We start from the raw sequence: 24015 nt of genomic DNA on the forward strand, positions 1-24015 counted from the left end.
AGGTCGGGCGCATCGCCGGCCGACAGGGCCGCGGCCATGCCGCCCTGGGCCCAGGCCGAGGAGCAGCCGGCGTTGAGCGGCGCGCCGCTCAGCAGCAGGACCTTGCGCGGCGCTGCGGCCAGGGCCGCCGACAGGCCGGCTAACCCTGCGCCGACGATCAGGACGCCGTCGTGGTGGATGCGGTCCATGGGACCCTCCTTATCCGGGCCGATCTCAGATCAGCTCGACGGCGACGTGGTGGCGGGCCTTGACCAGGTCGTAGCGGGCCGGGACCGCCGGGGGCGGCAGGTCGACCATGCGCTGGACGGCCAGGCGGGCGCGCTCGGCGATGTCGGCGTCGACCGTCACCTCGTAGCGGTCATGCACCAGCGCCTCGTAGATGTTCTCCAGGCTGATCCGCTTCATGTGCGGGCACAGGTTGCAGGGTCGGACGAACTCGGTCTCCAGGGCGTCGGCGGCGACATTGTCGGCCATCGAACACTCGGTGATCAGCACCACCTGCTTGGGCTTGCGCTGCAGGACATAGTCGTTCATCGCCGCGGTGGAGCCGGCGAAGTCGGACACCTCCAGCACCTCGGCCGGGCACTCGGGGTGGGCCAGGACCTCGGCGCCCGGATAGGCGGCCTTGATCTCCAGGATGTCGGCGGCGGTGAAGCGCTCATGCACCTCGCAACGGCCCTTCCTGGCGATGATGCCGACCTCGGTCTGGCGGGCGACGTTGCGGGCCAGGAACTCGTCGGGGATCAGGATGACCCGGTCGACGCCCCACTGGCGCGCGGCTTCCTCCACCACCTGCACGGCGTTTGCGGATGTGCAGCAGATGTCGGTCTCGGCCTTCACGTCGGCGGTGGTGTTCACATAGGTGACCACCGGCAGGCCCGGATAGCGCTGCTTGATCAGCCGCACATCGGCGCCGGTGATCGAGGAGGCCAGCGAACAGCCGGCCTGCAGGTCGGGGATCAGCACGCGCTTTTCCGGCGACAGGATCTTGGAGGTCTCGGCCATGAAGTGGACACCGGCCTGGATGATCACCGCGGCGTCCGAGCGCGCGGCCTCCTTGGCCAGGCCCAGGCTGTCGCCGACATAGTCGCCCACGCCGTGGAAGATATCCGGCGTCATGTAGTTGTGGGCCAGGATGACAGCGTTCTTCTGCTGCTTCAGCCGATTGATCTCGGCGATCAGCGGGGCCTTGGCGCGCCATTCCATGGGGGTGACGTGATGCTTGACCTTCTCCCAGGCGGGGAGGGTGGCGCGTTCCACCTCAGGGGTGAAATCGAACTGGAAACCATCGGCCATCGGCGCCTCCTTATGCTCACAGTGAGCATTTCACCGACCAAAAAAACCGCCGCGGGGGGTCTCAGGGGCCCGTCGGCGTCTCGGATATGCTCAAAGAGAGCAAAACCGATGATGGAGATATAGCTCCCTTCACTACCGGCGCCAAGGGTGGCGTGTGACAGAAATTCTAGAGGGGTCTGGGCGACGGGCTGATCAGGTCGGCGATGGCCTTGGCCAGGGCGTCGCCGCTGAACGGCTTGCGCAGCAGCGGCCAGGGCGCGCCTTCGGCGGCGGCCAGGGTGTCGCCGGTATAGCCTGAGGCCAATAGCACCGGCAGGCCGGGGCGCAGCTCCACCGCCCGGCGGGCCAGGTCGACCCCGGTGCGTCCGCCCGGCATGATCAGGTCGGTCAGCAGCAGGCCGATCTCCAGGCCGGCCTCCAGGTGGCCCTCGGCGGCCCCGACCCCGTCGGCGTGGGTGACGTGGTGGCCCTGCTCTTCCAAGAGGGCCGCGACCATGGCGGCCACCTCGGCGTCGTCCTCCACCAGCAGCACCCGCAGCCCGGGGGATGAGGCGGTCGCGACAGGCTCCTGTACGGCTTCCGAGGGCAGGGCTTCCGACAGGGGCAGGTGCAGGCGCACCGAGGCGCCCTTGCCCGGCGCGGAATCCAGGGTCACGCCGCCGCCGCTCTGGCGGGCGAAGCCATAGACCTGGGACAGGCCCAGGCCGGTGCCCTTGCCCACGCCCTTGGTGGTGAAGAAGGGCTCGAAGACGTGGGCCATGGTCTCAGCGTCCATGCCGACGCCGGTGTCGTGGACGCACACGCGGACATATCGGCCCGGCGGGATCTCCGGTGGACCGTCCAGGTCAATGCGGCAGACGTCGGTCTCCACCCGGATCGCGCCACCGTGGTTGACGGCGTCGCGGGCGTTGACCACCAGGTTCATCAGGGCCGCCTGCAGCTGGCCCGGATCAATCATGGCGACAGCCTCTGCGGCATTGGGCGCGAAGGTCAGGTTCACGGCTTCGCCGACGGCGCGGCGCAGCAGCGGCTCGGCGTCGAGCACGGCGGCGTCGACCTTGACCGGCTCGGGCTTCAGGGTCTGGCGGCGGGAGAAGGCCAGCAGCTGCTGGGTCAGGCGCTCGCCGCGCCGTGCCGCGCCCAGGGCGGCGTCGATCATGTCCCCGCGCCGCGCGGTGTCGTCGGGACGGCGCTGCATCATGTCCAGGGCGCCGATGATCACCGTCAGCAGGTTGTTGAAATCGTGCGCCACGCCGCCGGTGAGCTGGCCGACCGCCTCCAGCCGTTGGGCGTGGCTGAGCGCCGCCTCGGCCTTGTCGCGCTCATCCAGGGCCTCGCGGACGCGGGTCTCCAGAAGCTCGTTGATCCGCTTGAGATCCGCCTCGGCCTGCTTGGCGTCGGTGATGTCGTAGCCGATGCCGATAAAGCCCAGGAACTCGCCGTCCGGACCCCGGCGCGGCTGGGACACCGAACGCACCCACCGCCACGCCCCGTCGGCCCTCAGATAGCGGGCCTCGAGCACGAACATCTGGCGGGAGGTCTCGCCGGCCATCTGTTCGGCCAGGATGCGGTCCAGGTCGTCCGGGTGCAGCCGCAGCCGCCAGTCGAAATTGATCGCCTGCTCATATGGCGCGCCGAGGAACTCCACATAGGCGCGGTTGGCGAACTCGCGCCGGCCGCCGGGCAGCGAGACCCACATGAGGATCGGGGCGCTGTCGGCCAGGGCGCGGAAGCGGGCCTCGCTCTCCTGCACCAGCTCGAAGGCCCGGCGGCGGTCGGTGATGTCGATGTTCACGCCCAGCGCCCGCAGCGGGCGGCCGTCGGGCGCGCGCAGGGTGTCGCCGCGCGACAGCAACCAGCGGGTATGGCCGTCGGCGCCCAGGACCCGGAACTCAAGGTCCTCGATGCGGCCGCTGCGGATCTCGGCCAGGGCCTGGCGCAGCCTCGCATGGTCGTCCGGGTGGGCCGAGGCGATGATCGCGGCGTAGCTGGGTGGGGTCGCCGGATCGAGCGCCAGGTTGCGATAGACCATCGGCGACCAGAAGACTTCGTCGGTCTCCAGATCCCAGTCCCAAAGACCCACCCCGCCGACCTCCTGGGCGAGGCGCAGGCGGGCCTCGGCCTCCACCAGGGCCTGGCGCGCGCTCTTCTGGTCGCTGTGGGCTTCGTCGAGACGCAGCACCGTCTCGCGCAGGGCTGAAGAGACCATCACGGTGGTGGCCCCTGAGATCGCAAAGACTATGAAAATCCCGGCGAAGGAGACCTCGTTGGGAAAGGTCGACTGGGTCAAGAGGCCCAGGCCCAGGGAGACGATCAGCGAGGCCCAGCCCCAGCGGGCGCCGCCGAACAGGGTGGCCAGGATATAGGCGGGGAAATAGGTCGCCGAGATGCCGGCGGCGTTGGGCCAGCCCAGGAACAGCCCGCGCGTCGCGATGGCGACCATAAGGGCCAGGGTCGTGACCACGAACGCCTGCCAGGCCGGTGGCGACCTGCGGGTGACGAGCCGAATGGGCTGCTTCACCGTACTGTTGACTCCCCAGCCGTCCGTCCTGAAGGCGAGGCCAAGGAATAGACCCCTGGCGGGCGGGCGCAACTGCGGATATCGCAGGACGGCCCTTGCGGGCGCCGCCTTCATACGGTCGCAAGCCTGGGCCAAGACCTTGAAATGATAAGCAGCCCGGCGCCAGGCCAACCTTGATCCCGACGCGACACCTCAGCCTGTGGGCGGTGGGACTCAGCCTGCTGCTCAGCGCCTGCGCCAGCGCCTATCTGCCCTGGCGTTCCGGCCATGGGCCGGGCGTGGCCTCCATCGCCCAGACCTTTTCGGACGCCGGCCTGAAGCGTCTGACCGCGGACATGGACCCGGCCATGCTGGCCCTGGCGCGGCGACACGATCCGGTGCGCCGGGCGGACCTGTGGGGGCGGCCGCTGGGCTGGGCCAGCCTGAATGTCGATGCGCCGCCCGACCTCGGCTTCGGAACCGCCACCGACCAGACGGCGATGGAGATCAACGCCCTGCGGCCGTTCGCCAAGGGGCCGATCCTGCCGATGCGGCCCTTCGTGCTCGACACCGGCGCCGCCGACCGTGACCGGGCCCTGACCTGCCTGACCCAGGCGGTCTATTACGAAAGCGCCCGTGAGCCTGAACTCGGCCAGGAGGCGGTGGCCCAGGTCGTGCTCAACCGGCTGCGGCATCCGGCCTATCCGAAGTCGGTGTGTGGCGTGGTCTACCAGGGGGCGGCGCGCCAGACCGGCTGCCAGTTCACCTTCACCTGCGACGGGTCGCTGACCCAGGTCCCCGAGGCCGGGCTGTGGGCGCAGGCGCGGACCGTGGCGGAGCGGGCCCTGGCGGGATTTGTGACCAAGGAGGTCGGCTCGGCCACCCATTATCACGCGGTCTATGTGGCGCCGTACTGGGCGCCGACCCTGGTCAAGATGAAGCAGATCGGGGCGCACATCTTCTATCGCTGGACCGGGCCCTGGGGTGAACCTGCCGCTTTCACTGGCCGCTATGCCGGGGGCGAGGACCAGCTGAGCTTCGATATCCTCAGCGGCTGGGACAAGCGCACCCAGGGCGCCGCGCCGCCCGCCGAGCTGGCGGTCGCCCCGCCGCCGAGGGTGGTGACCCTGACCCTGGAGGGCGAGAGCCGCACCTATTCGGTGGCCGAGCCTGGCGGTCTGACGCCGGGCGGGTCCGGCATGCTCTATGCGCCGCGCCGCAAACCTACGGCCGAGGAGATCCGGCGCATCAACGAGAGCCTCGCCAAGATGGAGGCCGAGCAGGCCGCTCCGGCCAGGCCTAACCCTTGAAGGCGTCCGGATAGGCGACCGCGAGCGGCGCGTCGAAGGCGCCGTCCTGCAGGGCCAGGGCCATGAAGGCCGGGCTCTTGGAATAGGGCGAGGCGACCTTCAGCGCGGCCTCGCGGCTGAATCCGAAGCGCGGATAGTAGTCGACATGGCCCAGCACCAGGACGCCGTGGGCGCCGAACTCCTTGGCCATCTCCGTGCCCGCGGTGACCAGCCGCGAGCCAAGGCCTGTCCGCTGTAGGCCGGGGCGCACGCTCATCGGCGCGAGGGCGGCGTAGAGGTTCACGCTGTCGGCCCAGAGGCGCGAGAAGGCGATGTGGCCGCAGATCTCGCCCTCGGTCTCCCAGACCAGTTCGAACAGCATGTCGCCGTCGGCCCGCAGGGTCGCGACAATGCGGCTCTCATCCGGCCCGCCGAAGGCGTCGTCGTTGATCTGGGCGATGGCGGCGTGGTCGGCGGGGCGGGCGAGACGGATCATGCCGCCAGCTTAGCGGGGCTTCAGGCCAGAGGAAGCCGGATCTCGGTCATCAGGGCCTCAGGCGCGGTCCGCCGTGGGTCGTTGAGATTGACCTCGATGCAGGGGGCGTGGGCCGGGCTGTGCGGGCTGGCGGTCAGCCAGGCGAACAGGGCGTCGTAGGACTGGCCGAGGGTCGCATAGGGCCCCCGGTGCAGCAGCACAGCGTAGCGGCCGGCCTGGATGTCGAAGGTCTCGACCGCGCCGTCGACCTGGAAGTCGGGCTCGATGGTCAGCCCGGCCAGGGCGATCTGCTCGGCGGGCGGCGTCGTCGCCATGTCCGACAGATAGACCGCAACGCCCAGGTGCTCGCCCCCGGCCAGGCCGCGCGGCCCGGCCCAGGCCATCAGGCGGTCGAAGGCCTCGCCGATTTCGGGGGCGGGACCCTTGTGGGTGACGCAGGCGATACGCAGGGGCGGGCAGTCGCGGATGTCGACAGTCATGGCGGTATCCTGGGGGTGGCGGCGTCGGCTGCGGAAGGCGGCGGGCGTCTGGCCGTAGGCGGCGCGGAAGGCGCGCGTGAAGGCGGGAACCGAACCGTATCCTGCCGCCTGGGCGATGCGCCGGATCGGGGCCTCGCTGCGGGCCAGGGCCATGGAGGCGCGCTGCAGCCGCAGGCGCGCGACCGTCTCGGCCACGGTCTCGCCCAGCACCGCGCGATAGATGCGATGGAAGTGATAGGGCGAGAAACAGGCGATCTCGGCCAGCACGCCGAGGTCGAGATCCTCGTCCAGATGGGCCCAGATATGGGCGGCCACCCTGTCCAGGCGTCGGGCGTAGTCCCGGGCGGTGTGCGGTCGGTTCATGACCGGACCCTAGCCCGCCCGGGCTTGATCGCGCTTGCGGACTATTCGGCCGCCATCAGCACCGGCGCGGTCTGGGGCCCGCGGATCAGCTTGCCGGGCATTTCCCCGGTGGCCTCGCCGTTCTCGAAGGTGACCACGCCTGAGACGATGGTGGCGACATAGCCCTCGGCCCTTTGGATCAGGCGGCGGCCGTTGGCCGGCAGGTCAAAGACCATTTCCGGCGCGCGGATCGAAAGCTTATCAAAATCAATGATGTTGACGTCCGCCTTCATGCCGGGCGCGAGCACGCCGCGGTCGTTCAGGCCGTAAAGCCGGGCGGTGTCGCGGGTTTGCTTGGCGACGATCTGCTCCAGGGGGAAGCGCTCGCCGCGCACGCGGTCGCGGACCCAGTAGGAGAGCATGTAGGTGGGGAAGCTGGCGTCGCAGATCACCCCGCAGTGGGCGCCGCCGTCCGACAGGCTGAGCACCGTCGCCGGGTCCTTCATCATCTCGACGATGTGCTCGAAGTCGAAGCGGGCGTAGTTCAGGAGCGGCAGGTAGATGTAACCCTGGCCGTCGTTCTCCATCAGCATGTCGTAGATGACCGCCTCCGGCGCGCGGCCCGTGCGGGCGGCCTCTGCGGCGATGGAGTCTTCGGCGCGGGGCTCGTAGTCGAGGCGGCCGTCGCGCTCCAGGCGGAACATCTTGTCGAAGCCGTGGAAGAAGGCCGCGCCCAGGCGCTCGGCCGGCCCCTCGGGCTCGCTGATGATCGCCTCGCGGACGGCTGGGTCCTTCAGGTGCTGCAGGCGCTCGGCGAAAGGCAGGTGAGCGATGGCGCGGTAGGCGGTCTTGCGCATAAACGGATGCACGGTGGACTGCCAGCCAAGCACCAGGCCGGTGGGGCGGCAGGCGATGGCGGCGGTGATGTCGGCGCCGTCCTGGCGCGCCTCCGCGGTCAAGGCCAGCATGTCGCGCCACTTGTCCGGCTGCACCGGCGACTGCAGCAGGCTGTAGGCCACCGGCAGGCCGGTTTCCTTGGCGAAGGTCCGCATCCAGGCGAACTCATCCTCCGGAATGGTCATGTCCGAGGCCAGCTCGAACACCCCGTGGCCGGCCTCGCCCAGGGCGCGACCGATGGCGATCATCTCGTCAGCGCCGGCGAAGGTGCCGGGAATGACCTCGCCGTCGCGGGTGCGGTGCAGGGCGGTGCGCGAGGTGGAGAAGCCCAGGGCTCCGGCCTCCACCGCCTCGCGGGTGATGCGGGCCATCTCGGCGATCTCTTCGGGCGTAGCGACGTCATTGGCCGCGCCGCGCTGGTCCATGACATAGGCGCGGATCGCGCTGTGTGGCGCCTGCGCCGCGACGTCGAGCACGCGGGGGCGGCGGTCCAGGCTGTCGAGATATTCGGGGAAGGTCTCCCAGTCCCACTTGATACCCTCGGCCAGGGCGGCGCCGGGGATGTCCTCCACCGCCTCCATCACGCTGATCAGCCAGTCGTGGCGGTCGGGGCGCGCCGGGGCGAAGCCGACGCCGCAATTGCCCATGACCACGGTGGTGACCCCGTGCCAGCAGGACGGCGAGAGGTAGGAGTCCCAGGTCACTTGGCCGTCATAGTGGGTGTGAATGTCGACCCAGCCGGGGGTGACGAGCAGGCCGGTGGCGTCGATCTCGCGGGCGCCCTTCTCCGGCACGAAGCCGACCTTGGCGATCTTGCCGTCCTTGATGGCTACATCGGCCTTGCGCTTCGCAGCGCCGGTCCCGTCCACGACCTCGCCGCCACGGATCACCAGATCAAACATCGGTCGTCCTCCCGGTATGTTTTGCCGGAAGTCTAAACCTCAACGGGCGGGTCGCAATGGCGCCCTTAGGTCAAGATCAGCCGGCTTTCGCGACGATCTCCGCCAGGGCGGCGTTGAGCCGCGTCTGCCAGCCGCGCCCGCCGGCCTTGAAGTGCTCGACGATGTCCTGGTCCAGGCGGATCTTCACCGCCACCTTGGGGCGCTCGGCCTTGGGGCGTCCGCGCAGGGCCTTGAACACCTCCTGAAGCTCCGGCGGCGCGGTCTCCGCCGTCCAGGCCTTGGCGAACATTTCCTCGGTCCATTCGGGATTGTCGGGGTCGTCCAGATCCGGCTCGGGAAGCGCCGCGAGCCGAGCCTCAATCTCTCTCTTCGACGACATGACGACGATACTCTCTCAGATGGGCCCGGCGCAGGCTTATGGCTCGCATGACGCCCGGCCGGGGAAGGGTGTAGGCCAATGAATGAGGTAACCCATCCAAAAGGCCAAAGCTCAGAAACCGGACATCAACAAAGCGCGTGTCCCTAAAGGACGTCTTCACATCAAATTCCGCGGCCCGCGCCAAAGACACGCCATGCTTGGCCAAGTTCGCGGCGTCTTTGCGGGGATCGAACTCGATCTCCATTTTTGTACCCCCAGAAAGTCGGCTTAGCAACCGGCTTCCGGGTAAATGTTCTTGATTTGTTCTTATAGGTCAAGCCCGCCGACGCGCGGCGGGCTGTAGGGGCGGTCAGTCCCCGATCACCCACTCCACGTCGGCGCCCAGGGCGTTGAGGTTCTCGACGAACTTCGGGTGGGCGCGCTTGATCGGGGCGGCGTTGAGGATGGTCGACTGGCCTTCGATGCTGGCGGCCAGCATGAACAGGGCGATGGCGACGCGGATGATGTAGGGGCTCTCCACCGTCGCCGGCATCAGCGGCTTGCCGCCATAGGTGATCAGACGGTGTGGGTCGCACAGCACCGCGTGGGCGCCGAACTTGCCCAGCTCCTGGGTCCAGCCCAGCGCGCCCTCATAGACCTTGTTCCAGAACATCACCGAGCCTTCGGCCCGCACGCCCAGGGCCACGAAGATCGGCAGCAGGTCGGCGGGGACATAGGGCCAGGGCGCGGCCTCGACCTTGGTCAGGATGTTGGAGGTGAAGGGCTCGCGGACCTTAAGCGCCCCGTCGATGCGGGCGCTGGACCAGCCGTCCTTGTGGGTCACCTCGACGCCGAACTTGGCGAAGGTGCGGTCGAGCAGCGGGAACTGTTCCACCGCGCCGTTCTTGACGCTGACCTCGCCGCCGGTGATGGCGCCCATGGCCAGGAAGGTGGCGACCTCGTGGAAGTCGTCGGCGAAGGTGAACTCGGTCCCCGACAGTTTGTCGACGCCCTCAAGGGTCAGGCGGGAACCACCGACGCCGGAGACGTCCGCCCCCATCAGGGCGAGGAAGGCGCAGAACTCCTGGACGTGCGGCTCGCAGGCGGCGTTGGTCAGTTGGGACCGGCCGCGGGCGGTGGCGGCGCACAGGGCGAAGTTCTCGGTGGTGGTCACCGAGGCGTAGTCCAGCCAGTGGTCGGCGGCGTGGAAGCCCTTGGGCGTCGAGATATAGAGCGCCTCGGGCGTACGCCGGACCTCGGCCCCGAAGGTCTGGAAGACCTCGATATGCGGGTCGATCTCGCGGGCGCCCAGGGTGCAGCCGGTGGCGTCCTCCTCGATGGAGGCCGCGCCGAACCGGTGCAGCAGCGGCGGGATCAGCATCAGGGTCGAGCGCATGCCCAGCGGTAGGTGCGCGGCCTTCGGGTTCAGGCCCTCGCCGTGGCGCAGCTTCAGCGTGCCGGTGGCGTAGTCCATGTCCACCGTGGAGCCGAGATTGCCGAAGAACTCCAGGATCTTGCGGACATCGGTGATGTCCGGCACCCGGTGCAGGGTGACCGGCTGGTCGGTCAGCAAGGTGGCGCAGAGCACCGGCAGGACGGCGTTCTTGTTCGCCGACGGGGAAATGGCGCCGCGAAGCGGGCGGCCGCCCCGCACGATCAGGTTGGTCATAGGCTGCGGCCTCGTCGGGCTCGAAGAACGGGGGATGGGCCGGCCCCGAGGAGGGCCGGCTTCCGCTAGGGAGATATCAGGCCGTAGGCCGGCTCACCAGACGCCGATCTTGTTGGCGTCGGCGTGGCTGATCGGATGGTGCTCGCGCGCGTGGTCTTCCTCGGCCAGCAGGCGCACGGCTTCCAGGGCGGCCATGCAGCCCATCCCGGCGGCCGTGACCGCCTGGCGATAGACGTCGTCGGTGACGTCGCCGGCGGCGAACACGCCGGGAATGGCGGTCGAGGCTGTGCCCGGAGTCACGTGCAGATAGCCGGCGGAATCCATCTCCAGCTGGTCCTTGAACAGCTCGGAGGAGGGGGCGTGGCCGATGGCGACGAACAGGCCGTCGCAGGGTATCTCGCGAGTCTCGCCGGTGTCGGCGTGAGCGAGCTTCAGGCCGGTGACGCCGAGCGGGTCCGTGGCGCCCAGCACCTCTTCCACCGCATGGTTCCAGATGATCTCGATCTTCGGGTGCTTGAAGGCGCGCTCCTGCAGGATGCGCTCGGCCCGGAACTCGTCGCGGCGATGGACGATGGTGACCTTGGAGGCGAAGTTGGTGAGGAACAGGGCCTCTTCGACGGCGGTGTTGCCGCCGCCCACCACCACGACCTCCTTGCCGCGGTAGAAGAAGCCGTCGCAGGTGGCGCAGGCCGAGACGCCGAAGCCCTGGAACTTTTGCTCCGAGGGCAGGCCCAGCCACTTGGCCTGGGCGCCGGTGGCGATGATCAGGGTCTCCGCCAGCCACACCTCGCCGCTGTCGCATTCCAGGCGGAAGGGGCGCTGGGACAGGTCGGCCTTGATGACAATGTCATTGATCAGCTGGGCGCCCACGTGCTCGGCCTGGGCGCGCATCTGGTCCATGAGCCAGGGGCCCTGGATGACGTCGGCGAAGCCAGGATAGTTCTCCACGTCGGTGGTGATGGTCAGCTGGCCGCCGGGCTGGAGGCCGGCGATCAGAACCGGCTGCAGCAGGGCGCGCGCGGCGTAGATGGCGGCGGTGTAGCCGGCCGGGCCTGAACCCAGGATCAGGCAGCGGGTGGAGCGGGGGGTCTGTTCAGCCATGGCTGCTATTTAGGTGAGATTCCGCCCGCGCGCATCGGGGCAGTGGCCGCAGATCGTCTGAGGCGTCCATGAGCTGCGCTGGGATGGACCGCTGTCCCATGCTATGGAGGCTCCATGAGCGAACTTCTGGCGCGCATCACGATTGAGCCCGGGAAGAACGGTGGCCGGCCGAGCATTCGGGGCCTGCGGGTCCGCGTGCAGGATATTCTCGAGCTCCTTGCGGCCGGCCAGTCTCACGAGGCGATCCTTGGGGACTACCCGTATCTGGAAGCCGACGATATCCGAGCGGCTCTCGCCTATGCTGCGGCCCACGCCGCAGGAACGGCGGTCGTCGCAGCGTGAAGCTGCTGGTCGACGCCCAACTTCCCCCGAGGTTGGCGGAGTGGTTGCGGGATCAAGGACATGAGGCCATCCACGTTTCGGAGATCGGGCTACTCAGCGCTGATGACCGGACGATCTGGCGTGAAGCCCGAACGCGCGGGCTGGTGCTTCTCACAAAGGACCGGGACTTCGCCGACTGGGCTATCGCCTCATCTGGCCCTCCTCAGGTGGTGTGGCTGCGTCTTGGCAATGTCGGGAACACAGCGCTGATTGAGCGGCTGTCGCCATGGTTGCCTGAAATCGAAGAAGCGCTGGCGGCTGGCGCTCGCGTTGTTGAGTCGGGACGTCCCTAGGGCCGCTTCCGCTTCGCTGCCTTGCGGGCGGCTTCGGCGTCGTCTTCGCGCACCCGGCGCTCGACGATGGCGCGGACGAGATCCTCGGGCAGGGGCTTGTCCGGCGTGAAGCGGATCGTGCCCTTGCTGATGTCATAGCCGGCCAGTTCGGCCTGCTGTTCCGGGGTCAGGCCATGGGGGTAAAGGGCGCAGTGCTTCTTGGCCGCGCCCATCCAGACCAGGACGCCGTGCCGGCGGAAGCCCGGCATGCCATAACTGATGCACTCCTCAGCCCCGGGGGCGGCGGCCAGGATCTGGCGGCGCAAGGCTTCCAGCGCCGCGCGCTGGTCGGCGGGCAGGGGCGCGAGATAGTCATCGATGGTCTTGGCGGTCATGCGGGGCCTCGTCCTGGACATCTAGCCCAGGACGTTGCCGCGTGTCCGTTCCCGACAGGTCAGGCGGCGAGCACGGCCGGGGCCGAGACCTGCAGGGCCTGGGCGAGGTCCAGGGTCAGGGCCGCGTGGCGCGCGGCGACATCCTGCTCTTCCCAGCGCGGGGCGACGAAGGCGGCGCCTTCGCTGCGGGTCAGGGCCTTGCGCAAGTGGGTGAGCTTGCGGGCCGCATCCAGGCTGAGGATGTCCCAGCGCGGCTCCATGCGGATGGCCAGGGTCTCGCCGAGCGACAGGCCGGCGCCGCCGAAGCCGGCCATCAGCCGGTGGATTTCGCGCCGCAGGTCGGTGTCGCGGGTCTCGGTCAGGCACTCGGCCGCCAGCAGAACCTGGCCGCGCGTCTCATAGAGGCGCAGTCGAGTGACCGCGCCCTGGGCCGTGAAGTTGCGCACCTCCAGCGGCGGATGGCCGGCGTAGCGGACCTTCAGGATGTAGGTGACCAGGCTGTGGGCCTCGGGCTTGGGCGCCTCGAGGTCGAAGGGTTTGAAGAGGGGGCGCGGATCGGCGGCCCACACCACCACCTCGTCGGCGCCTCGGCCCGCAAGGGCGGCGTGAGGGCTGACGAAGGAGGGCGCAGTGAGGGTGACGCCCAGGCGGACCAGGGCCTGGCGCAGGCGCATGAAGAACGGACCCAGGCCATCCTTCGGCGTCGAGGCGCCCAGGCTCTGCAGCCGGCCCCACAGGGGCGCGGGGATGCCGTAGAGGGCGTCATGGTTGGTGTCGGCGCGCTTCAGGCCGGCGATCTCGACGATCTCCGGGCCGACCGGAAAGACGCGGCTGACGCCGATGGCGGCGGCGGTGTCGGCGTGAACCTCGTCCAGCCAGGCGCCCAGCCGCCACTGGCAGATGCGCGACAGGGCCTGGGCGATGTCGGTCGGATAGGCGCGGATGCGGTCGGCCAGGCTGTCGCCAGCGAGCGGAGACAGGCCCAGGTCCCGGGTGCGCAGGGCCGGGCCGTTGAAGTCGCGGGTGTAGGTCAGGTCGCCGTTGCAGGCGGTGACCGCGCCCTTGCGGTTCTCGATGTCCTCGAAGGGAACCCCGTGGCTTTCCAGCAGGCGGCGGACCGGATCGGCGGCGGAGCCGAAGGTCAGGTCGCGTTCGCGCAGCTCAAGGCCGTGGTCCTGGCGTGGAACCGCCTGGCCGCCCAGCTGGTCGAACCGGTCGTGCAGTTCGATGTCGCGAACGCCCAGCTCGTGGGCCTGGAAGGCGGCGAGGACGCCCGTGAGGCCTCCGCCGATGATGCGAACCTTGGGGAGCTTCGGCCCCCCGACGTGGACATGCTGTCCCATTGACCCCTATCCCGGGCGCATTCGGCGCCTCGCTTGTTGGCCTCAACCTAGGCCTTGGGGTGCGAAAAGAGGGTTAAGGCGCGGGCGGGGCCATCTGCGGCGGCGCGCCGCGCTCAGCGATCAGGCCCAGGAAGGCCTCGGCGGTGCGCGCCGCCCCGCGTCCGTCGCACAGCGCGGCGGCCGTTGCTGACAGGCGTTCGCGCAAGGTGGTGTCGGTGAACATGCGGACGATGGCCCGGTCCACCTGCTGGTCCAGATCCGCCGCGCCGCCGTCGATGACCAGGGCCGCGCCGCGCTCGACCAGGGCCTGGGCGGCCGGGCGCTGGTTCTCGGCCACCACCACGATGGCCTGGGGCAGGCCAAGGACGCAGCGCTCCCAGGTGGTGGAGCCCGCCGCCCCGAAGCCGATGTCGGCCTCGGCGATCAGCTGGGCCATGTTCGGGGTGTCGACGTGCAGGGTTAGGCGCGGGTCATGCGCCGCCAGCCGGGCCAGGCCCTTCAGCCCCGGGGCCGTCGCGCCCATGACGATGTCCAGGCCGATGTCGCCCAGGCGCAGGCGCAGGCGGTCGACCAGGCGTGGGGTCAGGCCGCCGGGATCGGTCAGGCCCATGGACAGCAGCACCCGGCGCACCGGCCCGCCGCGGCGGGCGAGCGCCGCGTCGCGTAGGTCGGCGAACTCCGGCCTGACCGGGGCGAAGGCCGGCCCCAGCAGCAGGCGCACATGGCTTTCCACCAAGAGGGCGTAGTCCGTCGGGCTGCGGGCCGGGCCGGAGTCCAGCACCATGTCGCCGCCCAGCGGCCGGTCGGCGAGATCGTCGAGGATCAGGGAGGGGCGGCCGTGGGCCAGGGCCTCATGCGCGTTCCGGTCCAGGCCGTAGTGGTCGAAGACGATGGCCTCGAAATCCTGGCCGGTGAGGGCGTCCGCCAGGTCGTCCGGCGCCAGCGAGGTCACGGGTTCGCGGGCGACATCGGGGGCGAAGGCGTCAAGCACCGCCGCCACCTCGGGCGAGGCCGCCATGGCGCAGGCCGCGCCACGCGCCGTCAGCGCCCGGGCCAGGGTGGCGGAGCGCATGACGTGCCCGCCGCCGACCTTGAGGCCGGCGTTGGCGATGAACAGGATGCGAGGCCCGGAAGGAATCATCGTGACTGTACGAAACGCCCAACTTGGCGGGCTGAAAAGACGACGTTAGCGCGCAGCCTCGATGGCGGCGTCGATGTCGGTCTTGAAGATGACGAAGAACAGCTCGGGATCGCCGGGATCAAGGTTCTCGACCATGCCCGAAACCTTGTACCCGCGCGAGACCAGCAAGGTGCGCATCACATCGTTGGATTCATTGGTCGAGACGAACATGCGGTCGTCCTCGATCCCCATCTCGATATTGGCCATCAGGGCCGAGGCGACGCCGGCGCGGCGACGGTTCTCGGCGGTGGCGATGCGTTCGAGGAAGGGGTGGCCGAAAAACTCGCCCATGATGGCGAAGCCCGCCACCGCGCCGTCCAGGACCAGGACCTTCACAAAGGCGCCGCCGTGGCCGCCGATGGCCTTGGTCACATAGTCGTGGCGACGTTCGGCGATGGCCATGGCGGGGTCGATGGACACGATGGCGGCGACGTCACCATTGGAAGCGGGGCGGATCTCGACGCTCATGAGGGGGTCCGTTCGGCCATCAACCGCAGGACCTCGTCGGCGGCGCGGTCAGTCTCGTTCAAGGCCGGATACTTCCACTTGTGCAGGGTGCCGCCGAAGGGGCGGGCGGCGCCGATGCGCTCCAGATCCTCGTGGAACAGCCGGAACTTCAAGCTGTCGCCATCCATCTTCAGGATGAAGACCGGCTTGCCGGTGGACGCCGCCTCGGTGGCCATGTTGGCGCTGTCCTCGGTGGCCAGGATGTAGTCGGCGGCGGCCAGGAAGGCGAAATAGGGGTTCTCGCCTTCGCCTTCCCAGATCACGCCCGGCATGTGCTTGAGCCGCGCGGCCAGGATGGCGCGAGCCGGCTCCGGCGTGCGGCGCGAGAAGGTGACCATGACCGAGCCGCCTTCCTGGGCGATCGGTAGTTCGATCTCGTGCGCCATGGCCGCGGCCCGTTCCGGCGACAGGTTGTGGGCCTTGGACTTGCCGCCGATCAGCACGGCCACACGCGGGCGGGGCAGGGGATCGATCATCTCCTTGAAGCGGGCCAGCTCGGCCTTCAGCTTCTTGGGCGTGACCCGGTGCGGCGAGCCGGTGATCTGCAGGACGTTGTCGCCGTGGGTCCGGTCATGCTTGGGCGCTACCACCAGGTCGAAGGGCGTGGTCGGCATGCGCGGGTCCTGGATCTGGACCACGAAGGTCTGCTTCTTGGACCAGGCGCGCAGGCGCATGGACAGGGGCAGGGTGGCGCGGCCGGCGGCGATCCACAGGTCGGGCCAAGGCGGCTCGATCCCGCTGTCAGGCGCCAGGGCCTTCATCGGAAAGGGATTGAGGAACCAGGGCAGGCGGCCGATCCGGCCCTTCCAGGCGATGGTCTTGACGACGATCTCAGCCTTGCGCTTGCGCTGAATGGCCTCGGCCAGGCCAAGCGCCGGGCCGGCGTTTCCCGCCCGGCCGTCAGAGACGGCCCAGATGGTCAGCGGCGGCGGTGTGGGGGGCTTCGCCAAGCGCTAAGATCCTGGTTCTCATAAGGGGACGGCGGCCCGCTTCCGCAGGCCGCCGCATCCTGATCGATCAATAGGGCCGCGGTGCGGCTAGATCCACTCGACCTTGGCGATCTCGTAGGCCTTCACGCCGCCGGGGGTGTTCACCTCGACCACGTCGCCGGTCTCCTTGCCGATCATCGCGCGGGCGATGGGCGAGGAGATGGAGATCTTGCCCGACTTCACATCGGCCTCGTGCTCGCCGACGATCTGGTAGGCGGCCTCTTCCTCGGTGTCCTCGTCGATCACCGAGACGGTGGCGCCGAACTTCACCTGGGTGCCGGACAGCTTGGAGACATCGATGACCTGGGCGCGGGCCATCTTGTCCTCGATGTCGGCGATCTGGCCTTCAATCCAGCCCTGTCGCTCCTTGGCGGCATGATACTCGGCGTTCTCGGAGAGATCTCCGTGCGCTCGCGCCTCCGCGATGGCGGCGATCACCGCCGGCCGTTCGATGGTCTTCAAACGCTTCAGATCCTCGTCGAGGGCTTGATAGCCCCCGGCGGTCATCGGGACTTTTTCCATAGCGGATGGTGCTCAGGTCGCCTTTGGGAGTGTTTCCGGCCGCGGGCGCAGGCGTCCGGGGGGTGAGAGGATAGGTTGCGAGCGTCCAAAACTCAAGGGGTGCGTTGCAGCATGCCTGGGGGCGACCTGTCGCAGACCCGGCGCAAGCGACTGTCGGACAAGGGAATCAGGATTAGCTGCGACGCGCCATGACCCCCGTCCAGACCGCCGCCCTGATGATCATCGCCTCCGGCGCGGCGCATGCGGTGGTCAACGCGATTCTGAAGTCCGGCGACGACAAGATGTCCAGCCGGGCGCTGATGGACGGCTTTTCCGCCCTCATCGTCCTGCCCTTCGCCTTCATCCTGCCGTTGCCGGGCGCGGCCTGGCCGTGGCTGGTGACCTCGGGCTTCGTGCACTTCGCCTACCTGTTCTGCCTGATCAAGGCGTTCGAGGGCGCCGACTTCTCCGTGGCCTATCCGATTTCGCGGGGCGTCGCGCCGGCCCTGGCCTCGGCCGTGGCGGTGGGGGTGTTCGCCGAGCCGCTCAGCCTGATGACCGGGATCGGCGTGCTGCTGGTCTCGGCCGGGGTGCTGACCGTGGGCCTGGGGCGGCACGTCTCGCGCCGCAGCCTGGCCTGGGCCGCGGCCACCGGCGTCACCATTGCGGCCTATACGGTGCTGGACGCCCAAGGGGTTCGGGCCGCGCCGACCGCGGGGACCTATATCGTCTGGATCTACCTGGTCGACGGCATGGTGATCGGGACCATCTTCGCTTTGTGGCGGGGCCCGCGGTTCCTTTTGGCCGCGCGGGACCAGTGGAAGTCCGGGATGGTCGCGGGCGGCTTCTCGCTTGTCACCTATGGGCTGGCCTTGTGGGCCTACCGGCTGGGGGACACGCCCCGGCTGGCGGCGCTGCGCGAGACTTCGATCCTGTTCGGGGTCGCCATCGCGGTCTTCTATCTGAAGGAGCGCCTGACCCGGAGCCGGCTGATCGGGGTCCTGATCATCGCCGCGGGCGCAGCGACCCTGCTGGCCGCGGGTTAGGCGGTTTCAGAGACGATGCAGCCGGTCAGTTCCTCCGGCGTCGGGGCCTCAAAGACGCCTTCCATGAAGTCGAACATCTGCGGCGTCACGGCGAAGGAGAAGCCGTCGCCGCTGACCTCGTTGCGCTCCAGCATCCGTTGACGCCGCACCAGGGGCGGGGCGGTCACGAAGTGGAACTGGAAGGGCAGGTCCACCGCGCGGGCGATTTCCGCCACCCGCGCCCGGTCGGCCCGCCGCATCAGGCCCAGGTCGAGCACGGTGGAGACCCCGGCCGCCATGACCGAGGCCAGGGTCGCCCAGATCTGGGCCTCGCACCGCTCCACCCGGTCGGTCATCCACTCGTACTCGACCGGATCGGGCATGTCGGGCGCGAACAGCCGGGCCATCCAGTCGTCGATGGCGAAGTGGACGGCCGGCTCCGAGCGGGCCAGGGCCTTGGCGTAGGTGGACTTTCCGGCGCCCGTGGGGCCGAAGACGACGTGAAGCGTGGCGGTCATGCGGTCCCGTTAGCGGATGGAGAACCCGCCGTCGATGACCAGCTCTGCCCCGGTGACATAGGCGCTCTCGTTCGAGGCCAGCCACAGGACGCCGTTGGCGATGTCGATCGGCCAGCCCTTCTTGCCCAGCGGCACGGCCTCGGTGGTCATGGCGTCCAGGGTCTGGGGTCGGGGCGGGCGGGCGTTGTCGCCGGGCTCGCCGGTGCCGATGATGTCGTCCCAGATCGGGGTCTCGATGATGCCGGGATGGACCGAGTTCACCCTGATGCCGTCCTTGGCCTGGGCGCATTCCAGGGCCACCGACTTGGTGAACAGGCGCACCGCGCCCTTGGTCGCGCAATAGCCAGCCAGGATCGCCGAGCCCTTCAGGCCGGCCACCGAAGACATGTTGATGATCGAGCCGCCGTCGCCGGACAGGCGCATGACCGGGATCGAGTGCTTGGTCCCCAGGAACACGCCGTCGACATTGATCGCCACCTGGCGCTGGAAGTCGGCCAGGGACATGTCGAGCACCGAGGCTGAGATGCCGATGCCGGCGTTGTTGACCAGGATGTCCAGCCGGCCGTGCGCGGCCTTGACCTTGCTCGCGACCTCGATCCAGGCGGCCTCGGAGGTCACGTCGTGATGGTGGTACTCGGCCTTGCCGCCAGCCGGCCTGATGGCCTCGACAACCTCGGCGCCCTTGGCGTCCTGCAGGTCGGTGACCACCACGACCGCGCCTTCCTGCGCCAGCCGCTCAGCGCAGGCGCGCCCGATACCGCTCGCTCCGCCGGTGACCAGGGCGACCTTGCCCGCAACCCGTCCAGCCATGACCTTCCTCCCTTATCGTTGTTTAGTTGAGGAGGTCGTAGCCGAGGCGCTGCGGCTTGCACAGCCTGAAACGATCCAGCCGGCCTGGGCCGAGGCCCAGGCGGGCGGAACCGCTCTACTTCATCCAGGGCGCCGCGCCGCTGGCGGTGATGAGACCCACCAGCATGGCTGCGCCGAGCGCGATGATGATGCCCACGATCAGCATGTCGGTGGCGCCCTCGAACCGCTGGGTGAAGTGTCCCTTGCGATGCGCGGCGCGGGCTTCGACTTCGGAGCCGGTTTCGGTCTGCATGTTCTTCCCTCGCTTTTCTGACTGGGGGCGAATGCCCCAACCCAGATTGCGACGGGCGCCCGTTCGGGCGTGACCGGCTGGTCTTAAGTGCGGGCCGCCGGTGCGCGCCCTCGTTGCACCCGGCTCAAGCTGGGTACTGCCGCGAGACTGCGCCCAGAACGGGGTTCGGTCAATGTTTTGACACAAGTGTCAAAACGTCGCCGTCGCTCGACTTCCGGCGGCCGGCTTGGCATGGAGGCGGAACCTTGCCCCTGGGGGATTTCCGTGACCGACCAGACCAAGCCGGCGCGACGCTTCAACCCCTTCACCGCGTTGGGGCCGGGCCTGATCACCGGGGCCGCGGACGAGGACCCCGGCGGCATCGCCACCCACTCCGAAGCCGGCGCGCGCTTTGGCCTCGACATGCTGTGGACGGCCTTCGTCACCTATCCCTTCATGGCCGCCTTCCAGTCGATCTGCGGACGGATCGGCCGCGTCACCGGCCGGGGCCTGGCGATCAACATGCGCCGGATCTTTCCCAGGCCCGTGGTTCTGGGCGCTGTCGCCCTGCTGGTCCTGGCCAACACCTTGAACATCGCCGCGGACATCGCGGCCATGGGCGAGGCCGCCCAACTTGTGTTCGGGGGCGGGCGGCATCTCTACACCCTCGGCCTCGCGGGCTTCACCCTGCTGCTGCAGGTGTTCGTGCCCTACCACCGCTATGTCGGCTTCCTGAAGTGGATGACGGTGACCCTGTTCGCCTATGTGGCCGTGGCCTTCGCCACCCACCTGAACTGGACGCAGGTGCTGGCCCGTTCGTTCCTGCCGCAGATCCGTTTCGACCTGGAGACCGCGACCGTCGTCGTGGCCGTGTTCGGCACCACCATCAGCCCTTACCTGTTCTTCTGGCAGACGGCTGAGGAGGTGGAGGACCTGTCGATCCACAAGGACGAGCACCCCCTCAAGTTCCACCCGGAGGAGGCGGCGTTCGAGCTGAAGCGGATCGGCTGGGACACCTATGTGGGCATGGCCTATGCCAACGGCATCGGGTTCTTCGTCATGCTGTCGACGGCGGTGACCCTGCATGCGGCGGGGATCACCCGGATCGACAGCGCGGCCCAGGCGGCGGCGGCCCTCAAGCCGCTCGCCGGCGACTTCGCCTTCCTGCTGTTCGCCCTGGGGATCATCGCCACCGGCCTGCTGGCCGTGCCGGTGCTGGCCGCATCGGCGGCCTATGCACTGTCGGAAGCCATGGGCTGGCGGGCGAGCCTGGAGCGGCGCTTCGAGGAGGCGAGGGGCTTCTACGGCGTCATCGGCCTGGCGATCCTGGCCGGCGTGGCCCTGGACTGGTCGCCGATGGACCCGATGCAGGCCCTGTTCTGGAGCGCGGTGCTCAACGGGGTGATCGCCGTGCCGCTGATGGTGCTGATCATGCTGATGTCCCAGAACCGCGAGATCATGGGCCGGTTCACCGCGACCCGCTCCCAACGGATTGTCGGCTGGGCGGCGGTGGCGATCATGGCCGCGGCGGCGGCGGTGATGTTCGCGCAGATCTGATGTCAAAGACCGTGAGCCTGAAGGATCTCACGGGTGGGCTGAAATCGACGACCGGAATCCTCCGTGACGTTTGACGTCAACATGGACGAAGGGGGGAGGGGATGGCGCTACAGCCCGCCTTTGCTCTCCCAGAACGACCGCGTTGCAGGGCTGGCCGCGATGGCGCGCTGGAAGCCGGGGCGGGCCTTCAGGCGCTGGACATAGGCCTGCGCCGCCTCGCCGATCTCCAGGTCCGCGCCGAGCTTGCCCAGCTGCAGGGCGTAGGCGACGGAGATGTCGGCGGCGGTGAAGGCCTCGCCAGCCATGTAGGGGACTTGCGCCAGGCGGCGGGTCACCAGGCGCAGGCGGCTTTCGAAGACGTGCTCGGCCTGGCGGGCGCTGAAGCTGTTGCGGTCGCTTTCGGGTCCGAGGCGGCGGGCGCCGATCACGAAGAAGGCCGAGGCCGCCAGGCCCGCCTCGCCCAGGTGCAGGAACTGCTGGTAGGCGGCGAAGGCGGGATCGGTCGGGGCGGGCGCGAGCGGGCTCGGACCATAGCGGGCGAGCAGGTATTCCAGGATGGCGATGGACTCGACCAGGATGGTGTCGCCGTCCTGCAGGGCGGGGATGAAGCCGCCCGGATTTACGGCCAGGAATTCGGGGTCGTTCTCGACGCCCTTCAGGAGGTCCACGTCGCGCAGGCGATAGGGCAGGCCCATCTCCTCCAAGAGCCAGATGACGCGGAAGCCGCGGCCTTCGCCCCAGACGGTGAGCATGGATGGTCCTCCCTGGTGTTGCTGAGGGAGGATGGCAGAGTGATTGTGAAATGCAACTGGTGTGGGGCGGTGCGGCGGGCCCCCTCACCCTAACCCTCTCCCCGAGGGGAGAGGGGATGGGCGCTTCATCCTCCCCCCGCAAGCGGGGGAGGAGTAGGGCGCGTCAGGCCGCCTTGGACTGGGCCGTGAGGTCGGCGCCGATGACGGAGACGCGTTCGGCGTGGCGGGACTGGGGGAAGTAGTCCCAGGACGCGGTGTGCTGGGTCGCGATATTGTCCCACATGACCAGGGTGCCGGGCCGCCACTTCACGCGGCACTGGAACTTCACGCCGCGCTCAATGTGCGACAGCAGCATACGCAGGATGGCGCCGCCCTCGTGCTGGGACAGGCCCAGGATCCGGTCGGTGAAGCCGCCATTGACCCACAGGAGCGGCCGGCCGGTCTCCGGATGGGTCAGCACGCACGGGTGGACCGAGACGTTGTAGGGCTGGTCCTTGGGCGGCTCGATCCCATAGACGTCGCGCCAGGGCCGGGCGCCGTTGTGCCGGGCCGACAGGGTCTCGACCAGGGCGCGGATCGGCGGCGAGAGGGTCTCCAGCGCGTCGTACATGCTGGCGAACATCGTATCGCCGCCGCCGTTCTCCGGCGTCTTGCGCATGTAGAGCATGGAGACCGCGATCGGGGCCGGGTCGCAGGAGACGTCGGTGTGCCAGTCCTCGCCAGCCACGTACTTGGAATTGGCGTCGGCCTTGACCGGCAGGACCTCAGGATCGGTGTTGCCGCCCTGGATCGCCAGCGGGTGGCGGTGCAGGACGCCGGTCCCGAAGTGCGCGCCCAGGGCCTTGTGCTGGGCCTGGGACAGCTGTTGGTCGCGGAAGACCAGGACCATGCGCTCGTTCAGGAGGGCGCGCATGCGGGCCATGGTGGCCGCGTCGGCCTGGGTCAGGTCCAGGCCGGTGATCTCGGTCCCGATGGTGGGGGTGATGTGGCTGAAGGCCGCGTCGCTCATGGCGTTCTCCCTGGTCTTTGACCTCAGCCTAGGCGGACGCGGTCCGGCATGTTTGACATTTCGGGACATTGATTTGACAGTTGGGGACAATGCGCGAGCCCCCAAGCCTGACCCGGAGCGCCAGCCTCACCGGCTTTGCCGAGGTGGTCCGCGCCCTGGGGCTTGATCCTTACCGGCTGACGACGGAGGCGGGCCTGCCGGCGGCGAGCCTGAGCGATCCTGACCTGAGGGTGTCGGCCGCCGCCGTGGGGCGGGTGCTGGAGCGCGCGGCGCGGGAGGCGAACGCGCCGGACCTGGGCCTGCGGATGGCCGAGACCCGGCGGCTGTCCAACCTGGGCGTCGTGGGCCTGGTGGCGCGGGACCAGCCGACCCTGCGGCGGGCGTTGGACGTGATGGTCGGCTACAGCTGGGCGCAGAACGAGGCTGTGGCGCTGAGCCTGGCGGTCCACGGCGACGTCGCGGTGTTGCGCGAGGGGGCCCCTGGGGCGCGGCCAGGCGGGCAGGGAACGCTATTGAACCTCGGCGTCATCACCGGCGCGATCCGCCAGTTGGTGGGGCGCGACTGGCGGCCACAGGAGGTCTGGCTGACCGGCCCCGCGCCCGACGACCTGTCGACGCACCGGCGGGTGTTTGGGGTGACGTCCCGGTTCGATCAGGACTTCAATGGCCTGGTGATCGCCGCGCGCGACCTGGACCGGCCGGTGGTCGGCGCCGACCCGGTGATGGCCGAGCGCGCCCTGCGCTATGTGGCGGCCGAGGCCGGCGACCGGCCGCGCCGCGTCGCCGACGCCGTGCGCAACCTGATCCTGGCTCTTCTGCCCGCCGGGGACTGCACGGTGGAGCGGGTCTGCCGCCACCTGGGCATGGACCGCCGGACCCTGCACCGGCGCCTGGCGGCCGAGGGGGAGCCCACGTTCACGGAGCTTCTGCAGGCCGCGCGGATCGAGCTCGCCCGGCGCTATCTGGCGGCGGGGCGGTATTCGATGACCGAGATCGCGGAGCGGCTGGGCTACGGGAGCCTGAGCGCGTTCTCGCGGTGGCGGCGGGGGCAGCTGTCGAGGCTCTCTGTCCCTTCTCCCCTTGTGGGAGAAGGTGGCCTGGCGGAGCCAGGTCGGATGAGGGGTTTCTCGGCTCGAAAGACATCAGGCGACGGATAGGGGCGTGCGACCCCTCATC

27 protein-coding genes are annotated in these 24015 nt (G+C 69.2%); 6 read left to right on the top strand and 21 right to left on the bottom strand.

Going from position 1 to position 24015, the window contains the following annotated elements; all coding sequences use genetic code 11:
• The 3 genes from ACFQ27_RS06585 to ACFQ27_RS06595 form a co-directional block, all read right to left on the bottom strand.
• On the bottom strand, nucleotides 1-188 hold a 188-nt coding region (locus ACFQ27_RS06585; protein WP_377353047.1), incomplete at its 3' end, for an FAD-binding protein.
• Between the two features lie 25 nt (nucleotides 189-213).
• On the bottom strand, nucleotides 214-1296 hold the full coding sequence (gene nadA / locus ACFQ27_RS06590) for a quinolinate synthase NadA (protein WP_377353048.1): 1083 nt from the start codon (nucleotides 1294-1296) through the stop codon (nucleotides 214-216).
• 166 nt (nucleotides 1297-1462) lie between these two features.
• Nucleotides 1463-3817: a hybrid sensor histidine kinase/response regulator gene (locus ACFQ27_RS06595; RefSeq protein WP_377353049.1), complete on the bottom strand. Its 2355-nt coding sequence runs from the start codon at nucleotides 3815-3817 to the stop codon at nucleotides 1463-1465.
• A 173-nt stretch (nucleotides 3818-3990) separates the two neighbouring features.
• Between ACFQ27_RS06595 and ACFQ27_RS06600 the strand changes: the two genes are divergently transcribed.
• The gene (locus ACFQ27_RS06600) at nucleotides 3991-5106 is read left to right on the top strand and encodes a cell wall hydrolase (protein ID WP_374345032.1); all 1116 of its coding nucleotides are present in this window, start codon (nucleotides 3991-3993) and stop codon (nucleotides 5104-5106) included.
• On the opposite strand, the gene ACFQ27_RS06605 is transcribed toward ACFQ27_RS06600, so the two are convergent.
• From ACFQ27_RS06605 to trxB, 7 genes are all read right to left on the bottom strand, one after another.
• Nucleotides 5096-5581, bottom strand: a complete 486-nt coding sequence (locus ACFQ27_RS06605; protein WP_374345031.1) for a GNAT family N-acetyltransferase — start codon at nucleotides 5579-5581, stop codon at nucleotides 5096-5098. The genes ACFQ27_RS06600 and ACFQ27_RS06605 overlap by 11 nt on opposite strands.
• Before the next feature lie 20 nt (nucleotides 5582-5601).
• The gene (locus tag ACFQ27_RS06610) at nucleotides 5602-6423 is read right to left on the bottom strand and encodes an AraC family transcriptional regulator (protein ID WP_377353050.1); all 822 of its coding nucleotides are present in this window, start codon (nucleotides 6421-6423) and stop codon (nucleotides 5602-5604) included.
• Between the two features lie 41 nt (nucleotides 6424-6464).
• Nucleotides 6465-8201 (bottom strand): N-acyl-D-amino-acid deacylase family protein, encoded by a 1737-nt coding sequence (locus tag ACFQ27_RS06615; RefSeq protein WP_374345029.1) that lies wholly within the window; start codon nucleotides 8199-8201, stop codon nucleotides 6465-6467.
• A gap of 76 nt (nucleotides 8202-8277) precedes the next feature.
• Nucleotides 8278-8580 (bottom strand): BrnA antitoxin family protein, encoded by a 303-nt coding sequence (locus ACFQ27_RS06620; protein ID WP_377353051.1) that lies wholly within the window; start codon nucleotides 8578-8580, stop codon nucleotides 8278-8280.
• A complete protein-coding gene (locus ACFQ27_RS06625; RefSeq protein ID WP_377353052.1) occupies nucleotides 8558-8824 on the bottom strand; it encodes a BrnT family toxin in 267 nt (88 codons plus the stop codon). The genes ACFQ27_RS06620 and ACFQ27_RS06625 overlap by 23 nt, the downstream gene beginning before the upstream one ends.
• A gap of 105 nt (nucleotides 8825-8929) precedes the next feature.
• Nucleotides 8930-10228: a UDP-N-acetylglucosamine 1-carboxyvinyltransferase gene (locus ACFQ27_RS06630; RefSeq protein WP_377353053.1), complete on the bottom strand. Its 1299-nt coding sequence runs from the start codon at nucleotides 10226-10228 to the stop codon at nucleotides 8930-8932.
• A 93-nt stretch (nucleotides 10229-10321) separates the two neighbouring features.
• A complete protein-coding gene (trxB, locus tag ACFQ27_RS06635; RefSeq protein ID WP_377353054.1) occupies nucleotides 10322-11329 on the bottom strand; it encodes a thioredoxin-disulfide reductase in 1008 nt (335 codons plus the stop codon).
• Between the two features lie 114 nt (nucleotides 11330-11443).
• On the opposite strand from trxB, the gene ACFQ27_RS06640 reads away from it, so the two are divergent.
• Both ACFQ27_RS06640 and ACFQ27_RS06645 read left to right on the top strand, forming a co-directional pair.
• Nucleotides 11444-11671 carry a DUF433 domain-containing protein gene (locus tag ACFQ27_RS06640; RefSeq protein WP_374345023.1) on the top strand — a complete coding sequence of 76 codons (228 nt, stop codon included), beginning with the start codon at nucleotides 11444-11446 and terminating at the stop codon, nucleotides 11669-11671.
• Nucleotides 11668-12003 carry a DUF5615 family PIN-like protein gene (locus tag ACFQ27_RS06645; protein ID WP_377353055.1) on the top strand — a complete coding sequence of 112 codons (336 nt, stop codon included), beginning with the start codon at nucleotides 11668-11670 and terminating at the stop codon, nucleotides 12001-12003. Before ACFQ27_RS06640 ends, ACFQ27_RS06645 begins: the two co-directional genes overlap by 4 nt.
• Here ACFQ27_RS06645 and ACFQ27_RS06650 read toward each other — a convergent pair.
• The 6 genes from ACFQ27_RS06650 to greA all read right to left on the bottom strand — a co-directional run bounded on the left by ACFQ27_RS06650 (nucleotide 12000) and on the right by greA (nucleotide 16918).
• The gene (locus ACFQ27_RS06650) at nucleotides 12000-12377 is read right to left on the bottom strand and encodes an iron chaperone (protein ID WP_374345021.1); all 378 of its coding nucleotides are present in this window, start codon (nucleotides 12375-12377) and stop codon (nucleotides 12000-12002) included. The two genes, ACFQ27_RS06645 and ACFQ27_RS06650, sit on opposite strands and share 4 nt — an antisense overlap.
• 59 nt (nucleotides 12378-12436) lie before the next feature.
• Nucleotides 12437-13720: an NAD(P)-binding protein gene (locus ACFQ27_RS06655; protein WP_377353056.1), complete on the bottom strand. Its 1284-nt coding sequence runs from the start codon at nucleotides 13718-13720 to the stop codon at nucleotides 12437-12439.
• Between the two features lie 73 nt (nucleotides 13721-13793).
• Nucleotides 13794-14861: a UDP-2,4-diacetamido-2,4,6-trideoxy-beta-L-altropyranose hydrolase gene (pseG, locus tag ACFQ27_RS06660; RefSeq protein ID WP_374345019.1), complete on the bottom strand. Its 1068-nt coding sequence runs from the start codon at nucleotides 14859-14861 to the stop codon at nucleotides 13794-13796.
• Between the two features lie 45 nt (nucleotides 14862-14906).
• Entirely contained in the window at nucleotides 14907-15368 is a 462-nt protein-coding gene (locus ACFQ27_RS06665) for a GNAT family N-acetyltransferase (RefSeq protein ID WP_377353057.1), read from the bottom strand.
• Nucleotides 15365-16357 (bottom strand): mitochondrial fission ELM1 family protein, encoded by a 993-nt coding sequence (locus ACFQ27_RS06670; protein ID WP_377353058.1) that lies wholly within the window; start codon nucleotides 16355-16357, stop codon nucleotides 15365-15367. Before ACFQ27_RS06670 ends, ACFQ27_RS06665 begins: the two co-directional genes overlap by 4 nt.
• Nucleotides 16358-16444: 87 nt before the next feature.
• On the bottom strand, nucleotides 16445-16918 hold the full coding sequence (greA, locus tag ACFQ27_RS06675) for a transcription elongation factor GreA (RefSeq protein ID WP_374345016.1): 474 nt from the start codon (nucleotides 16916-16918) through the stop codon (nucleotides 16445-16447).
• Between the two features lie 188 nt (nucleotides 16919-17106).
• Here greA and ACFQ27_RS06680 point away from each other — a divergent pair, with 188 nt between their 5' ends.
• Complete coding sequence (locus tag ACFQ27_RS06680) at nucleotides 17107-17943, top strand: EamA family transporter (RefSeq protein ID WP_374345015.1); 837 nt, start codon at nucleotides 17107-17109, stop codon at nucleotides 17941-17943.
• On the opposite strand, the gene ACFQ27_RS06685 is transcribed toward ACFQ27_RS06680, so the two are convergent.
• The 3 genes from ACFQ27_RS06685 to ACFQ27_RS06695 all read right to left on the bottom strand — a co-directional run bounded on the left by ACFQ27_RS06685 (nucleotide 17940) and on the right by ACFQ27_RS06695 (nucleotide 19542).
• A complete protein-coding gene (locus ACFQ27_RS06685; protein ID WP_374345014.1) occupies nucleotides 17940-18440 on the bottom strand; it encodes an AAA family ATPase in 501 nt (166 codons plus the stop codon). The two genes, ACFQ27_RS06680 and ACFQ27_RS06685, sit on opposite strands and share 4 nt — an antisense overlap.
• A gap of 9 nt (nucleotides 18441-18449) precedes the next feature.
• Entirely contained in the window at nucleotides 18450-19250 is an 801-nt protein-coding gene (locus ACFQ27_RS06690) for an SDR family NAD(P)-dependent oxidoreductase (protein WP_377353059.1), read from the bottom strand.
• A 115-nt stretch (nucleotides 19251-19365) separates the two neighbouring features.
• Nucleotides 19366-19542 (bottom strand): hypothetical protein, encoded by a 177-nt coding sequence (locus ACFQ27_RS06695; RefSeq protein WP_374345012.1) that lies wholly within the window; start codon nucleotides 19540-19542, stop codon nucleotides 19366-19368.
• 264 nt (nucleotides 19543-19806) lie between these two features.
• Here ACFQ27_RS06695 and ACFQ27_RS06700 point away from each other — a divergent pair, with 264 nt between their 5' ends.
• The gene (locus tag ACFQ27_RS06700) at nucleotides 19807-21078 is read left to right on the top strand and encodes an NRAMP family divalent metal transporter (RefSeq protein WP_377353060.1); all 1272 of its coding nucleotides are present in this window, start codon (nucleotides 19807-19809) and stop codon (nucleotides 21076-21078) included.
• 107 nt (nucleotides 21079-21185) lie between these two features.
• On the opposite strand, the gene ACFQ27_RS06705 is transcribed toward ACFQ27_RS06700, so the two are convergent.
• Nucleotides 21186-21830, bottom strand: a complete 645-nt coding sequence (locus ACFQ27_RS06705; protein WP_377353061.1) for a glutathione S-transferase family protein — start codon at nucleotides 21828-21830, stop codon at nucleotides 21186-21188.
• A gap of 163 nt (nucleotides 21831-21993) precedes the next feature.
• Complete coding sequence (locus tag ACFQ27_RS06710; RefSeq protein ID WP_374345008.1) at nucleotides 21994-22839, bottom strand: TauD/TfdA dioxygenase family protein; 846 nt, start codon at nucleotides 22837-22839, stop codon at nucleotides 21994-21996.
• An 89-nt stretch (nucleotides 22840-22928) separates the two neighbouring features.
• Between ACFQ27_RS06710 and ACFQ27_RS06715 the strand changes: the two genes are divergently transcribed.
• Nucleotides 22929-23996 carry an AraC family transcriptional regulator gene (locus ACFQ27_RS06715; RefSeq protein ID WP_377353062.1) on the top strand — a complete coding sequence of 356 codons (1068 nt, stop codon included), beginning with the start codon at nucleotides 22929-22931 and terminating at the stop codon, nucleotides 23994-23996.
• Nucleotides 23997-24015: the final 19 nt, after the last annotated feature.

Source organism: Phenylobacterium conjunctum (genome assembly GCF_042679085.1).
In the GTDB taxonomy this organism is placed as follows: Bacteria; Pseudomonadota; Alphaproteobacteria; order Caulobacterales; family Caulobacteraceae; genus Phenylobacterium; species Phenylobacterium conjunctum.

Coding starts and splice junctions, on each gene's coding strand:
- ACFQ27_RS06630 (WP_377353053.1), bottom strand. CDS start 10,228: ATGACCAACCTGATCGTGCGGGGCGGCCGCCCGCTTCGCGGCGCCATT.
- ACFQ27_RS06605 (WP_374345031.1), bottom strand. CDS start 5,581: ATGATCCGTCTCGCCCGCCCCGCCGACCACGCCGCCATCGCCCAGATC.
- ACFQ27_RS06710 (WP_374345008.1), bottom strand. CDS start 22,839: ATGAGCGACGCGGCCTTCAGCCACATCACCCCCACCATCGGGACCGAG.
- nadA (WP_377353048.1), bottom strand. CDS start 1,296: ATGGCCGATGGTTTCCAGTTCGATTTCACCCCTGAGGTGGAACGCGCC.
- ACFQ27_RS06650 (WP_374345021.1), bottom strand. CDS start 12,377: ATGACCGCCAAGACCATCGATGACTATCTCGCGCCCCTGCCCGCCGAC.
- ACFQ27_RS06705 (WP_377353061.1), bottom strand. CDS start 21,830: ATGCTCACCGTCTGGGGCGAAGGCCGCGGCTTCCGCGTCATCTGGCTC.
- ACFQ27_RS06680 (WP_374345015.1), top strand. CDS start 17,107: ATGACCCCCGTCCAGACCGCCGCCCTGATGATCATCGCCTCCGGCGCG.
- trxB (WP_377353054.1), bottom strand. CDS start 11,329: ATGGCTGAACAGACCCCCCGCTCCACCCGCTGCCTGATCCTGGGTTCA.
- ACFQ27_RS06640 (WP_374345023.1), top strand. CDS start 11,444: ATGAGCGAACTTCTGGCGCGCATCACGATTGAGCCCGGGAAGAACGGT.
- ACFQ27_RS06690 (WP_377353059.1), bottom strand. CDS start 19,250: ATGGCTGGACGGGTTGCGGGCAAGGTCGCCCTGGTCACCGGCGGAGCG.
- ACFQ27_RS06615 (WP_374345029.1), bottom strand. CDS start 8,201: ATGTTTGATCTGGTGATCCGTGGCGGCGAGGTCGTGGACGGGACCGGC.
- ACFQ27_RS06625 (WP_377353052.1), bottom strand. CDS start 8,824: ATGGAGATCGAGTTCGATCCCCGCAAAGACGCCGCGAACTTGGCCAAG.
- ACFQ27_RS06685 (WP_374345014.1), bottom strand. CDS start 18,440: ATGACCGCCACGCTTCACGTCGTCTTCGGCCCCACGGGCGCCGGAAAG.
- ACFQ27_RS06665 (WP_377353057.1), bottom strand. CDS start 15,368: ATGAGCGTCGAGATCCGCCCCGCTTCCAATGGTGACGTCGCCGCCATC.
- ACFQ27_RS06620 (WP_377353051.1), bottom strand. CDS start 8,580: ATGTCGTCGAAGAGAGAGATTGAGGCTCGGCTCGCGGCGCTTCCCGAG.
- ACFQ27_RS06655 (WP_377353056.1), bottom strand. CDS start 13,720: ATGGGACAGCATGTCCACGTCGGGGGGCCGAAGCTCCCCAAGGTTCGC.
- ACFQ27_RS06715 (WP_377353062.1), top strand. CDS start 22,929: ATGCGCGAGCCCCCAAGCCTGACCCGGAGCGCCAGCCTCACCGGCTTT.
- ACFQ27_RS06695 (WP_374345012.1), bottom strand. CDS start 19,542: ATGCAGACCGAAACCGGCTCCGAAGTCGAAGCCCGCGCCGCGCATCGC.
- ACFQ27_RS06610 (WP_377353050.1), bottom strand. CDS start 6,423: ATGAACCGACCGCACACCGCCCGGGACTACGCCCGACGCCTGGACAGG.
- greA (WP_374345016.1), bottom strand. CDS start 16,918: ATGGAAAAAGTCCCGATGACCGCCGGGGGCTATCAAGCCCTCGACGAG.
- pseG (WP_374345019.1), bottom strand. CDS start 14,861: ATGATTCCTTCCGGGCCTCGCATCCTGTTCATCGCCAACGCCGGCCTC.